General features: G+C 65.4%; 13 protein-coding genes. 11 read left to right on the forward strand and 2 right to left on the reverse strand.

Annotated elements, in window-relative coordinates; genetic code table 11:
- The first annotated feature begins 186 nt into the window (after positions 1 to 186).
- The 9 genes from LZ017_RS08105 to LZ017_RS08145 all read left to right on the forward strand — a co-directional run bounded on the left by LZ017_RS08105 (position 187) and on the right by LZ017_RS08145 (position 9765).
- Positions 187 to 1206, forward strand: coding sequence for an MrcB family domain-containing protein (locus tag LZ017_RS08105; RefSeq protein WP_241396112.1), 1020 nt, complete (start codon positions 187 to 189; stop codon positions 1204 to 1206).
- Positions 1207 to 1504: 298 nt separating this feature from the next.
- Positions 1505 to 2509: a hypothetical protein gene (locus tag LZ017_RS08110; RefSeq protein ID WP_241396113.1), complete on the forward strand. Its 1005-nt coding sequence runs from the start codon at positions 1505 to 1507 to the stop codon at positions 2507 to 2509.
- Between the two features lie 225 nt (positions 2510 to 2734).
- The gene (locus tag LZ017_RS08115; protein WP_241396114.1) at positions 2735 to 3391 is read left to right on the forward strand and encodes a hypothetical protein; all 657 of its coding nucleotides are present in this window, start codon (positions 2735 to 2737) and stop codon (positions 3389 to 3391) included.
- Between the two features lie 93 nt (positions 3392 to 3484).
- Positions 3485 to 4444 (forward strand): TIGR02391 family protein, encoded by a 960-nt coding sequence (locus LZ017_RS08120; RefSeq protein WP_241396115.1) that lies wholly within the window; start codon positions 3485 to 3487, stop codon positions 4442 to 4444.
- Positions 4441 to 5478, forward strand: coding sequence for a hypothetical protein (locus tag LZ017_RS08125; protein ID WP_241396116.1), 1038 nt, complete (start codon positions 4441 to 4443; stop codon positions 5476 to 5478). The genes LZ017_RS08120 and LZ017_RS08125 overlap by 4 nt, the downstream gene beginning before the upstream one ends.
- A gap of 409 nt (positions 5479 to 5887) precedes the next feature.
- On the forward strand, positions 5888 to 7159 hold the full coding sequence (locus LZ017_RS08130; protein ID WP_241396117.1) for an FAD-binding oxidoreductase: 1272 nt from the start codon (positions 5888 to 5890) through the stop codon (positions 7157 to 7159).
- Positions 7160 to 7287: 128 nt separating this feature from the next.
- Entirely contained in the window at positions 7288 to 7839 is a 552-nt protein-coding gene (locus LZ017_RS08135) for an RNA polymerase sigma factor (RefSeq protein WP_241396118.1), read from the forward strand.
- Complete coding sequence (locus LZ017_RS08140) at positions 7836 to 8942, forward strand: FecR domain-containing protein (RefSeq protein ID WP_241396119.1); 1107 nt, start codon at positions 7836 to 7838, stop codon at positions 8940 to 8942. The genes LZ017_RS08135 and LZ017_RS08140 overlap by 4 nt, the downstream gene beginning before the upstream one ends.
- A gap of 121 nt (positions 8943 to 9063) precedes the next feature.
- Positions 9064 to 9765, forward strand: coding sequence for a M23 family metallopeptidase (locus tag LZ017_RS08145; RefSeq protein WP_241396120.1), 702 nt, complete (start codon positions 9064 to 9066; stop codon positions 9763 to 9765).
- Between the two features lie 33 nt (positions 9766 to 9798).
- On the opposite strand, the gene LZ017_RS08150 is transcribed toward LZ017_RS08145, so the two are convergent.
- Positions 9799 to 10671 carry a MipA/OmpV family protein gene (locus LZ017_RS08150; RefSeq protein WP_241396121.1) on the reverse strand — a complete coding sequence of 291 codons (873 nt, stop codon included), beginning with the start codon at positions 10669 to 10671 and terminating at the stop codon, positions 9799 to 9801.
- A 60-nt stretch (positions 10672 to 10731) separates the two neighbouring features.
- Positions 10732 to 11037: a hypothetical protein gene (locus LZ017_RS08155; RefSeq protein WP_241396122.1), complete on the reverse strand. Its 306-nt coding sequence runs from the start codon at positions 11035 to 11037 to the stop codon at positions 10732 to 10734.
- 156 nt (positions 11038 to 11193) lie between these two features.
- Between LZ017_RS08155 and LZ017_RS08160 the strand changes: the two genes are divergently transcribed.
- Together LZ017_RS08160 and LZ017_RS22250 are read left to right on the forward strand one after the other, a co-directional pair.
- Positions 11194 to 11862, forward strand: coding sequence for a response regulator (locus tag LZ017_RS08160; RefSeq protein WP_241396123.1), 669 nt, complete (start codon positions 11194 to 11196; stop codon positions 11860 to 11862).
- 74 nt (positions 11863 to 11936) lie between these two features.
- Positions 11937 to 13310 carry a HAMP domain-containing sensor histidine kinase gene (locus tag LZ017_RS22250; RefSeq protein WP_241396124.1) on the forward strand — a complete coding sequence of 458 codons (1374 nt, stop codon included), beginning with the start codon at positions 11937 to 11939 and terminating at the stop codon, positions 13308 to 13310.
- Positions 13311 to 13364: the final 54 nt, after the last annotated feature.

The raw sequence follows: 13364 nt of genomic DNA on the forward strand, positions 1-13364 counted from the left end.
AGCACCACTCTCTATCCGCGCCAGTTCCCGCTCGGAAACCCTCGCATAACGGTTCCGCAACCATTGCGCCTCCGACGGAAGGTGTGAGTGCGGAATTTCTCACGCATCCACTCATGCTGCCGCCGTTGCACTTGTAACAAAATGGGCTAATCGTGCTCAGCACTACAACAAGGCATGAGGGAGAAAATGAGCTTTGCGGCTGTCACCGTAGAAATCGCACAAGGCTTTCCTAAGGCAAAGACGGAGAGCCTCAAAGCGCATCCGTTGGCAAAGAAGATCGAGCGAGATTGGCAGGACGAATTACGTGCCATCGTCGCCCCTTCCGCGCTGACCCCCTTCTTGCTCAGTTCGAGCGCAGGCATTGGAGCGTGGAATGCCGCGCCATGGCTGGCTATCTTCCATCCCGACGTTACGAGATCGGCCAAGGCGGGCTTCTACCCGGTCTACCTATTCGAGCCCGGCTTCAAGACCGTTTGCCTAGTCATGGGCCAGGGCGCGGCAAGCCTGGAGGAGGCCGTCGGAAAGAAGGCCGCGCTTGTAGAACTGGCGCGACGTGCTGAGCTTCTGCGCAACCATGCAACTGGCTGGGCAGATATGGGCTTCAGTGCAGGCCGCTTCGACACTCTACGCAAAGCCGCAGTGGCTAGCACCCCAGACGCGGGCCGTGATCCGTGGTCCATTGCCGTTGCATTCGGCAAGCGCTACGAAATTGATGGCATGCACACGGACCAAGAGCTTTCTAGTGACCTCGTCGGCATGCTGAACATCTATGCCGACCTTGTGCGCAAGGGCGGCCTCGAGTTCGCTCAACAAGATGATGACCTGCTAGGCCTGAAGCAGACGGGCGAGCTGCCCAAGGGGACGGTGGATGGAGCAAAACAGGTCCTGGAGCACAAAAGGTTCGAAACCAGGAAGCGCAACTCCAAGCTGATCGCTGATGTGAAGAAGAACCTTGGGTATGCATGCTCTGCTTGTGAATTCAAGTTCGGCGACATGTACGGTCGCTCTATGGCGCAATACATTGAAGCGCACCACTTAGTGCCGATTTCGACGGTCGCCGATGAAGGTGTCGAGCTGAGCCCAACGGGCGAGCACTTCGCGGTTCTATGCAGTAACTGCCACAGGGCTATACATGCCGCCGGCTGCCCGTCCCTCCCAACTTTCAAGAAAGCCCTGCAGCGAAAGCTGAAATTTGAGCCGACGTAGCTCGTTAACGTGCTTTGCACGCTGGACGCTGTGTGCGACTTGAGTTTGAAAAGGTCCCGTCACGCTAGGCAAGCATGAGTATGTGGAGCCGATGGGTCGCACAGCGTTCGATCATGTTGCGGCCCCGTGCGACGGGCGTTGCCGCGGAACCATGGCGGCCAGGGGAGGGATTTTGGCGAACGCATTCACGATTTACTGGGGAGCACAGGGTTGGCGGAGCTATGAGGCAGGCAAACGGCTCATGGGCGCCGGGGGAGCCGACTTCACCGGACGGATCAGAAAGGGCGACCGCATCTATGTGACCAACATCGCGGGCGGCGTGCTGCGCTTGCTGGGGGCATTTACGGTCGACCAGGTGAGCGCCGCCGCAGAAGGTGTGCCGCCGGGTGTCTCCTGGGACGCTAAAGAGTACCTGTGGCCCGCAGCGGGCACGGCGACCGAGTTTGCGATTCGAGAGCTACCACTGGCGATCGTGGACAGCTTGCGCTTTCAGGGTGGCGCAGACAGGGTGGCTATGGATCAGCATCGACCTGGTCATGTGGAGCGCAATGCCATGCGGAAGGTGCGGCGACTATCGCCAGCCTCTGCCCAGCTGCTAGAGGATGCACTAAGCGCCTCGGGCGCTAGAGCAGCTGTGCCAAATGACCGCCGAAGCTTGGAGCGGCTTCCTGCTGAGGTGCTGAGGCAAGTCACCCCCGATTTCATCTTTGCTGGGGTCGCGGCGGCTTTGAGCGGTGCTGCGCATGAGTTCGGGGAGTCCACCGATTACGACCTCATCACCGACGAGGGCCAACGCCTTGCACCCAAGGCCGTGTTCGGGTTGGCGCTTTCTCTTGCGACCAATCGAGCAATCGTGCCTAAGCACTTCGCAGGTGGCGATGGCTCCTTGTGCTTCCGGCTTCTGAGAGATGCGGGCTACAGAGTGGTCCCGAAGGGTGAGCAGCCCAAAGAAGATTTGGACCTCAGCATGGAAGGCGCCGAGGAAAGCTGGACTGAAGGCTCAAGTACGTTCAAACGGCATGTAGGCCGAGAGCGCAGGCCTGCGGCGGCTCGAGCAAAGAAGGCGGCCTTCATCAAGCAGCATGGCCGACTCTTCTGCGAAAGATGCAAAGCTGACCCGATCACCATTTTCGGCTCGGAGCATGGGGAAGCATGCATCGAAGTGCACCATGCGCTTGTTCAGGTGAGTGACATGCCAGCAGACCATCTGACCAAGCTGGAGGACTTGCAATGTCTTTGCGCCAACTGTCACCGGTACGTTCATCGCCTGTTGCGACTTGGCTTGAATGGCGAGACCAGATAGAAAGGGAGAGATATGCAGCACGCAAGATGCGCAGTTGATGGAGAGGTCTGGGAGGCAGAAAGATTCGCTGCTCTGCCCGCTGCGGAACTGGACGCCAAGCGGCGGAGCCTCTCTTGTGTCCAGTGTGATGAGTTCGCCTGGTTCAGGAAGGAGAGCACTCACGGCCACCCTGCCCACTTCTGCGCTCACCATAGGGACGACTGCGACCTAAAGGTCAACTATGTCGTGGTCGATGATCGACGTGGTGAGCCGAGTAGCGCTGAGGAGGAAGTCGAGGCCGGCGATGACATCGTTGTTCGACTGGACCAGGAGCGCGGAACGGCTGTTGACGTTACGGAGGTGCAGACGCCTCCAATGCCTGGTGCCGGCGGTGGTGGGCGCACCTTCGCCATTCCAGGCCAAGGCCGTGAGTCTGCACAACACTTCACGCTCCGCCGAATTCTCTTGAGGCTAATTCAAAGCCCGGACTTCCGAACTTCCCGCCGTCGGATCGCCTTGTATAGGGACGAGAAAAGCACCCTCGTTCGCGGCGAAGCGCGGGATGTTGTCGCGGCCTTCGATGAGGTTCGCCCGGCTCATAACGGGGAAACTCAACTGTTCTGGGGGCCGATTGCAACCGCAGGAAGAACGGCCGATGGCAAGGTCTGGTTGAACTCCTCAGACCGCTACCAGGGCGTCAGTGTTGCGATCTTTCAAGACATCGCTGAAGAATTCTTGAGCACATTCAATATTGAAGACCTTGATGACCTCGAAGGCGCGCATGTTCTGGTCGCCGCCAAGTGCTACGTGGCACCTACCGGGAAGATCATCTTGTATTGCTCATCACCGAAGAACATCGTTGTTCGGCGCTATCGGGATGCCCGCCTTCAAGCGGAGCTTTAGCGCCGGTGCCGAGCTTGTCAGGCACATCATGTCGAGTCGCGGTAATGCGATTGGTGTCGAGGCGTCCGATGCCTCGTTCTCTCAGAGAAACATATGTTCGGTGACCTTGGAAAGGTTCGCTTCAGCGAGCTTGCCGCTATTCAGTACCACGGCTTGAGCGGCATATCGCGAAGCTGCCTTGACGCTATTCGTCGGATTCTGCAGTTCGGCGAGCGACCGGACCTGGCACTTCTGTTGACCGTAGATCACGGACACGCATTTTTGCTGTGCTCGGAGCAGGACGGAGATGTCGCCATCAAGAGTGGCCTCAGTTCTGGATATCGAGGGGAAGGTCCAACGGCTTTGGCCGACGCACTACGCGCCCTTATGGCAGCCGACATCGAGATCGAGGAGGTTAGAGTCTCTGCAGATTTGCTGGAGCGCCTTGAACTGTCCGCATTGACCAAAGCCGATCTCGATTTCATCAAAGCCAGCGAGCCGGTCAGGCCTACAAGTTGGTACGACTACATCTATGGCATCTTTGAAGACAAGGATGTCGAGAGCTCGACATGGCAACAGTTCCCCGAGGTCATGCCATGGCATGTGATCGACGAGCGCTTGAATGATCTGGCCGTGCGGTTCTCCGAGAGCCCGGACCGCGCAATCTTGGACGGCTTTAGGCGTCTCGAAGACCGCATTCGAGAGCGACTTAAGTCAAGAGAGCACGGCACAAGGCTGTTCTCGATCGCCTTTGCGGGCGACAAGCCCGCATTGGTGTGGCTCGAGGAAGTGGATGAGAACGCCCGTCTGTTGGCGATGCTCAAGGGAGCCGAGTCGCTAAATGAGCTTGAGCGGCCTCAGCCGTTGGAGCTAATCGATAGGGGGGAGCAGACTGGTCGTGCTCAGCTCTTCACAGGTGCATATCAGGCGTTTCGCAATCCTCGCGCTCACAGGCATCTCAATGAGTCGAGATCGGAGCAGCTCGCAGAGTTTCTGGTGCTGAATCAGCTCTTTCTTCTTGAGAGAGCCGCTGTTGCCTCCCCTGAGAGCGTGGAAAAGGGGGAGTCCACATGAAGTTCTGGGCTTACGAAACGCCCTATTGCAACAACATCGTGTTCGCTGCCGACATCGAGGCCAACAAAGCCGCACGGCGACTCATTGGCCGCGGGTGGACTTCTCCCAAGTTCTACAGCGACGGTGACCCCGGTCGTAGAGAGGTCATGTTCCAGCGCACCAACCCAGGTGGCAAAGGGGGGCACTTCTACTTCCGGTCTGAAGACTCGGACCGGGAGGGCGAAGGGGCACGCGAAACGTTGTCACATGCTTTGTGCAAGCGCGCGATCAGCGAGTTAACGGGCACGACGCTCCGAGTGGGCGGCCGCGAGATTTCGATCCGCATTCTGGAAAGTTCCTCTGAGACGGATGTGGTCATCGGCGAAAACCGCTACCGGCCAGACGTGTCCTTCCGATTCGAGTCCGATTGCGAGCACGAGATGAAATGGGGCGGCGTCCTCCACGTGGAAGTCTGGCACACGCACGCGACGGGAGAAACGAAGGCGAAGGACTTCTTTAACGCTGGGTTGGCGATGTTCGAGATGCGAGTGACAGAAAAGCTGCAGTTCAACGTTGCAGAGAACGTCGCCACTAGAGCTGACATGGACCAGCATGTGGAATGGCTCAAGAGGCTCTTTTCTGGATGGATAGGGGGAAAGATGTTGAGCGATCCCAAGTCGAGGGAATACCTTCTGAGCGAGAACAAAAGCCTTTTGAAGTCCCTAGGCCAAGCAAGGATGGAGAAGTCTTCCGTTGAGAAGGAACTTGAGGAGGCGAGGGGCCAGGTCTCCGGAGTGCGCAAAGAATTGGCTACCGAGCGCCTGATCAGCGCAGGGCGCCAGACGGATGCCAATCAGCTGAAGGAGCTGGTAGCGCAGAAGGATCGAGAGCTTCAGAAGGTGAACACGGAGAAGGGGCAGATGAGGGCGGCCAACGCGGCAGCGGGGGAGAGCCTACTCCTTTGGCGTCTGGTTGCAGCGTGTTCCATTTCCCTGCTGGCACTACTCATGATCGGGCTGCTTTGGCTCCGATTCGCCGCTGGAGCCCACAACTGACCGTTAGCGCGCATGGTTGATCTCGAACAGGCATTAGGCCTGCCAGCACCAGAAAATCCGTGCCCCGCGAAAGTCCTCTGTCGACCTCAGTGCCTGCCATTCCCGCCCAGCTTGCCAACCCGCAATGCGGGGGCGAAGCGAAAGTTCAATCTTCAGCGAATCGAACGGCCGAAAGTTCAAAGTTCAGTGAAACGCGGGGTCAGCCTTGGCCGAGCGGATCAGTTGTAAGTGGCTGATCGAGCTGGCCAGGGTGTTCAATGTTCAGTGAAAACCGACATCCACGCGAGGCAAGTCCGTGCGCCGAACCGCGGAACTAATCCGGGATTACCCGATGAGGGATACCCCCCGCCCGCTCGTCCTGTCTCGTGGCGGGCCATGGCGCCGGCCGCAACAGGAGAGAGGAGAAGCGATGAGGGGCGCTGGTTCTGGACGCGAGACCATCGTGTTGGGCGCGGGCATGGTGGGGACCTGCACGGCACTGGAGCTGGCGCTGCGCGGCCACCCGGTCACGTTGATCGACCGCCGGGCGCCGGGCTGCGAGACCTCGTATGGCAATGCCGGCGTGATCCAGCGCGAAGCGGTGGAGCCCTATGCCTTCCCGCGCGACCTGCCCACGCTGCTGAGCGCCGCCCGGGGCCGCCGGCTGGACATCCGCTGGCAGGCGGCCGGCCTGTGGAGCGCCTGGCCGCAGCTGCTGCGCTACTGGTGGCATTCGGCGCCGCGCCGCCATCAGGCGATCAGCCGCGACTATGCCTCGCTGATCGCGCAGGCCACCTCGGCGCATGAGCACTATCTGCGCCTGGCCGGCGCCGAGGCGCTGGTGCGCCGCCAGGGCCTGCGCTTGATCTACCGACAGCCACGGGTGTTGGAGGCCGCCGTGGCGCGCGCCGAAGGCCTGCGGCGCGCGCATGGCATCGCGTTCGCCGCGCTGGACGGCCCTGCGCTGGCCGCGGCCGAACCGGCGCTGCGCCTGCCGCTGGCTGGCGCGGTGCATTGGCTGGATTCCTGGAGCGTCACCGACCCCGGCGCGCTGGTGCAGCGCTATGCGCTGCTGTTCGAACAGTCGGGCGGGCGCTATGTGGCGGGCGACGCCATGAGCCTGCGCCAGACCCGCCACGGCTGGCAGGTCGCCACGCAGGACGGTCCGCTGGACGCCGCGCAGGTGGTGGTGGCGCTGGGGCCGTGGTCGGACGCCTGCGTGCGCCGCTTCGGCTACCGCCTGCCGCTCTTTCCCAAGCGCGGCTACCACCGCCACTTCCGCGACGGCGCCACGGTGGCGCTGCCCACGCTGGATGCCGAACGCGGCTATGTGCTGACGCCGCAGAGCCGCGGCCTGCGCCTGACCACCGGGGCCGAGATCGCGCGTCTCGACGCCCCGCCCCGGCGCGCTCAGATCGACGCGGCCGAGGCCGAGGCGCGCCGCCTGCTGGACCTCGGCGTGTCCGTCGAGGCGCAGCCCTGGCTGGGCGCCCGGCCCTGCAGCGCGGACATGAAGCCCATCATCGGCGCGGCGCCCCGCCACCCGGGGCTGTGGTTCAACTTCGCGCATGGCCATCAGGGCTTCACGCTGGGCCCGGCCAGCGCGCGGCTGCTGGCGGACCTGATGGCGGGCCAGGCACCGGCCGTGGATGCGGCACCCTTCCTGCCGGACCGCTTCGCGGGCGCCGCACGGCCGGCTTGAGACGGCTATGTCACTGTTTTTCGTTACGACTATGGGGGATGTCGCGAGCTCGCGCGTCGTGCATTCATCATCCGCAGGTCCGGGGCGTGTCGTTTCCGGCTGCGCGATGCGCCGAGGCCACCCCCTGCATGAATCTGATCGAGATGTATCAGCGCCGCAGCAAGGCGTTGGAGCGCTACGTCCGTCGGCTGCTGGGCAACAGCGCTGACGCGGCCGACGTTTCGCAAGAGGCCTTTCTGCGCGTCTACGCCGCCGAGCTGGGCGGCCAGACGCCGGTGAGCGAGGCCTTGCTGTACACGGTGGCGCGCAACCTGGCGCTCAGCGAGCTGCGCAAGCGCACCACGCGCGCCACCGACACCATCGCCGACCTGGATGCGCTGGGCGTGATCGCCCCCGGTGCCAACCCCGAGGCGCAGCTGCAGGAGCGTCAGTACATCGGGGCCGTTGAATTGGCCATGCAGCGCATGGCGCCCAAATGCCTGGAGGTGTTCCGCCTGCGCAAGATCGACAACCTGTCGCATGCCGAGATCGGCGAACGCCTGAACATCTCCACCAAGACGGTGGAACGCCACATCACGCGGGCGCTGCAGCTGTGCCACGAGGCCCTGGCCGATTGCGAAGACGGTGGACGGCGCGCGGCGCGGCGGCCTCCCGAGCACACGAAGGAGAAGCGGGCATGAACGGCAAGGTGATGAGCTTCGGACGGTCGCCTCGGGCGGAAGCCGAGGCTGAAGCGTGCCGCTGGGTGATGCGCATTGACGCCGGTCCGCTGGACGCGGACGAACGGCGCCAGTTGCAGGACTGGCTGGCCCAGGACCCCGAGCACCCGCGCCTGCTGGACCGGCACGCGCTGCTGTGGGCCACGGCCAGCCGTGCGCGTTTCCCGCAGCCCGCCGCTGCACGCCGGGACTCGCCTCGGCCGATGCTCCCCGGGAGCCGCTCGCGGCCGATGCTGCACTGGGGCCGCACACGGCCGCGGCCGACGGTCTGGGCGCTGGCCTCGGTGGGGGCCGTCGCGCTGGCGGCGACGCTGTGGCGCGGCCTGCCCCCACTGCCGACCGGTCATGCGCCGGAGCTGGCCGTGCTGCACAGCACGCCGGTGGGTCGGCCGGCGCCGGTGGCCCTGCCGGATGGTTCGCGCACGGAGCTGAATGCCGCGTCCGCGCTGCGCGTGGCCTACAGCGCGACCCACCGCCGCGTGCTGCTGGAACGCGGCGAAGTTCTGTTCGATGTGGCGAAGGACAAGACCCGGCCCTTCGAGGTGGTGGTCGGCGACACCGTGGTGCGCGCGGTGGGCACGCGCTTTCTGGTGCAGCGGCGCGAGGGCGGGCGCGTCGAGGTCACGGTGTACGAGGGCGTGGTGGAGGTGTCCAAGACCCCCGAGTCCGGCCCGGAAGACGCGACGGACGAACAACACCCGGACGAGGTGATGGGGCCGCCCGCGCCCCAGCCCATACGCCTGGGCGCCGGCCAGGTCGCCATCAGCGCGCCCGAGCAGATGCTGGTGGCGCTGTCGCAGCCCCAGGCCCTAGGGCGCAAGCTCGCGTGGCAGCAGGGCCGCCTCGAGTTCGACCGCAGCCCGTTGGCCGATGCGCTGGAAGAGGTCAACCGCTACAGCGCCGTGCCGATCCGGTTGGGCAGCGCAGAACTGGGCGCCATGCAGGTCTCGGGATCGTTCTCCACGCGCGACACCCTGGTCTTCCTGCGCAGCCTGGAGAAAGGCTTCGGCCTGCGCGTGCAGCGCGTCGGCGACGCCTGGGTGCTGAGCCAGCCGGCGCCCTAGCCACCGCGCCGGCGGCACGAGCCCTGGTTTGCCCCTATGGGGGAAGCGGCGCCCCGGGGAGTCATACCCAGCGGCGGCGGCATGCCCTGCATCACAGCGCCCGACCTGGGCCGACAACAACATGACGACAACACCTCTGACCGTTGATTTCCCGCTGACCGGGGAGTGGTTCGTGGGTGCCGATGGCACCGAACCGGGCCATGAACTGGCGTTTGATTTCCTGCGCCTGGACAAGCGGCTGAAAGCCACCGACCAATCGCTGTGGCGCGAGTTGCTGACGGCCGTCCCGTATCAACACCACCTGGGCTGGGGTCAGCCCATCCTGAGCCCCTTCAAGGGGAGAGTGGCCCTCGCGGTGGACGGCGTGCCCGAGGTGCCGCGGGCCTATCTGCTGAAGGTCCTTTCCGTGCTGCGGTCCGCCCTGTCGCCGGCCGAGAGACGCCGGCTGGAACGCCTGCTGGCGGACCCCAACACCGACATCCGGGAGTTCGCCGGCAACCATCTGGTGATCGAGTCGCTGGAGCATGCGGGCGTCTATGCCTTCCTCGCGCACGCACGCCAGGGATCCCTGCTTGTTCAACCCGGCGATATGGTGGAGGCCTTGCAGCCCGTGGCCCAGGTCGGCGACAGCGGGCAGTCCAACGCCCCGCATCTGCACTTCCATCTGATGTCCAGCCCCAATCCGCTGGACCAGCATGTGCTCCCCTTCCGGTTCTCGGCCTACGAGGTGCTGGTCGATGGCAGCTGGACCCTGAAGAAGGACGCGCTGCCCACGCGGCGCCAGCGCGTCCGCAGCGTGACCCAGGTCTGCCCGAATGCCTGAGCGCGTCGCCCAAGGCCGGGGCGGGGGCGGCGCTCAGAACGCGTAGCTCGCATAGACGGCGGCCACCGGCTGCGTGGTCCGGCGCGTCAGCGGGCTTTTCGCCGCGTCGCCCTGCAGGCGCTGGACGCCGAGTTGCCCGGTCAGGCTCCAGGCATTGGAGAAGCGGTGCTGGTGGCTCAGCGTCGCCTCCAGCTGATACACGCCGGCCTTGGGCGCGAAGGCGGCATAGCCGGCGTTCGCGGCCTGCATCGGGCTCACGCCATGGTAGGTCTGCATGTATCTGCCATCGCCGGCGCTGAGCGAAGCCGACAGGGTCGTCGTGTCCTGCGCCGCCTGCAGCACCTTGGCGCTGGCATCCAGCCCATATCGTGCCCCGTTGCCGCGCGCGCTCAGGGGCTGCTCGGTATAGGCGACCAGGTCCAGCCAGGGCTGCACGCTGTAGCCCACCAACGCCAGGGCGGTGGCGCTGCCTTTGACGTCGCCCATGCCGTGGAGGTATCGGCTGCCGGTGCCGAAGCCGGCCGGGCCACGCGGCTTCTCATGCCGCGGCACGCGATAGCCAAGGGCCACGCTGTAGAAAAGCTGGCCGGCCGATCCGGCATAGCCCAGACCCCGCAGCGTGCTGGCGAAGAAGCCGTCCGGCCGGACGTAGTCGAGCACCAGCAGCGGCAGGGCCACCGTCTCGTTGGAGCCGCTGTAGCGGGTCGACACGGCGGCGCCCAGGCCCACGGTGAACGACGCGGCGGCGGGCGCGGTCCTTGGCGCCTTGGTGACGAGCGGGGAGTCCGCGGCCGGCGCCGCCTCGTCCGCGCGGACGGGCCCGGCGGTGGCCAGCAGAGCCAGGGCCAGGGTCATGGGCAGGGCGGCCGTGGGGACGCGATGCGACGGCGAAGAGATTCGTTTCATGGTCTTGAAGTCAGAGGAAAGGCGGGATGCCAAAGGCTTCCTGAAGGCGTGCGTGGAGGCTCACTCGTAGCGTCCGTGCCGGTCGCATTCGGTCACCAGGCGCTTGGCCCGCTCGCTGCGATCGATGACGCGGTAGCGGCCCTCGCAGGCTTCTTCCGCGGCGCGATAGCAGGCGGGCCAGCCCTGCGGGCTGTCGCAGGTCACGACAAAGCCCGTGCGGCCCCGAGGGGTGGTGATGGGGTCCACGGTGGCCGCGCAGGCGCTCAAAAGGCAGATCAAGGCGTAGACCAGCGGCGCGGGCAGGCGGTGGCGCGTTCGCGCGGCGGAGCCGCGGGCATCCGTCCTCGGCAGGTTCGATTCATTCACTGTGGTAGTCCTGTGCAATGCGGGCCGGCAGCAGGCTGGACCGCCCACGCAGTGTCGAAAGCCCCAATGAAGCGGGCTTAGGCAATCCATGAAGAACGCATGAAGCGCCCGTCGCGGCGCCGCTTTCATTGCGCCCGCGCTGGTCCAATGGAGGCCATGAAGATCTTGCTCATCGAAGACGACCTGGACCTCGGCAATGGCGTGCGCATCGCGCTGAACGACCGCGGGTTCGAGGTCGTGTGGACACGCCACATCGACGCCGCGGCACGCCACCTCAAGGAGCAGCCCTGCGACCTGGTGCTGCTGGATCTGGGCCTGCCCGATGGCGATGGCCTGCACCTGCTGGCGCGCATCCGGCGCGACCATGGCGCGCTGCCCGTGCTGATCCTGAGCGCACGGGAGGCCTTGACGGACAAGGTCCACGGCTTGGATGCCGGGGCGGATGACTACCTGGTGAAGCCGTTCGAAGTGGCCGAACTGGTGTCCCGGATCCGCTCGCTGGCCCGGCGCAGCTACGGCTTCGAAGGCGAGCTGCTGGTGCTCCGTGGCCTGCAGCTGCACACGCCGACCCGCCGCGTCACGGTGCAGGGACGCGCCGTCGAACTGACCGCCAGCGAGTACGAAGTGCTGCGCCTGCTGATGATGCGCGCGAACCGCATCGTCACGCGGCGCACGCTGGAAGACTCGGTGTTGCCGGGGGGCGCCAGCCTGGCCAGCAACTCGCTGGACGTGCACATGGCCAACCTGCGCCGCAAGATCGGCGACGGCGTCATCCGCACCGTGCGCGGCATCGGCTTCGTGATCGACAACCAGGGGGCGGAATGACCTCGCCCCCGGCCGGATGGCGGGGGCAGGCACGGGACCGCACCTGCCGCTGCTTTCGGTGGGTGGGAGGCGGGGTGCGTGCCGTGGTCCGCCCCAGCCTGCTCCGACGGCTGTTGATCGCGCAGATGCTGCTGCTGATGCTGATGTGGACGCTGGGCATCGCCTACCTGCTCAGCCTGGGCGGCCGGTCCTTTCTGCTGCTCGAAGCGACGCGCCTGTTCGAAGCGATCAACCTCGTGGCCGACGACCTGGAACAGGCACCCGACAAGCGCCAGCGCCTGCTCGACAAGATGCACGAGACCATCGTCGAGGACTACGGCGGCAGGCCGGAGCGCTGGCCCACCTTCGTCGTCGTGCAGCATGGTCAGGTGGTGTACCGGACGCGCTATGCCCCGTCTGCCCTGCCGCCTCAGCCCTCGGACCAAGTCAGCTCGGTCCAGCTGGATGGCACCCTGTACCGCAGCCGGACCCTGCGGGCGGACTCCGGCACGCAGGTCACCATGTTCGCGCCGGACGATGGCTGGAATGTGCTGCGCACCGTGTATTCCGACGGCTTCTATTTCATGCCCCTGCTGACCTGCCTGCCCTTTCTGGTCATCCCCGCCTGGGTGTCGATTCGCCTGGCGATGCGCCCCTGGACGGAGGTGGCGCGCGAGGTCAAGCGACGGGGTCCGAAGGAGCTGCAGCCGCTGCGCTATCGCGACAGCCACCAGGAGCTGGCCATCATGGTGGACGCCATCAACGGCTGGATGCTCCGCGTCGCCGCCAGCTCGGAGCGCGAGCGTTGCTTCGTCGCCGATGCCGCGCACGAGCTGCGCACGCCGCTGGCCGCGATGATGGTCAACGTGCAGGCCCTGGACAGCCGGGCCCGCGACGACCGCGAGCGCCAGCTGATGGCCGGCATCCTCAGCAGCGGCCATCGGGCCACGCGGGTGGTCAATCAATTGCTGAGCCTGATGCGCAGCGAAGCCAGCGAGGCCGACGCCGCCGAAGGCGTGGAGCTCGAGCGCCTTCTGCAGGACAGGCTGGCCGCGCTGGCGCCTCTGGCGGCCTTGAAGGGGGCCGGGATCGAGCTGCAGGCTGAGGTCGAGGCCGAGCCCGGGCTGCGCGTGCTGGCCTCGCCCACGGCGCTGGCCTCGCTGGTGGACAACCTGGTCGAGAACGCCATCAAGTACGGCCCCCGGGGCGGCGTGATCCGCGTCGACCTGCGCCGCCAGGGCGACCTGGCCTTGCTGGTGATCGAGGACGAGGGGCCGGGCATTCCTCCGGCGCTGCGCGAACGGGTGTTCGACCGCTTCTACCGAGATCCCAGCCAACGCGAGCCCGGCAGCGGGCTGGGGCTGGCGATCGTGCGCGCCGTGCTGCGCCGGCTGGAGGGGCAGATCCGGCTCGCGGACGGGGAGTCGGGCGGACTGCGCGTGGAGGTGTCGATGCCGCTTGCACCCTGACCCGGTGACGGGTGCCTAAGGGGCTGCGCGCCCCCTAGGGGTTTGTACTTGTGA

This window comes from Pelomonas sp. CA6, from assembly GCF_022549225.1.
GTDB lineage: Bacteria > Pseudomonadota > Gammaproteobacteria > Burkholderiales > Burkholderiaceae_C > Roseateles.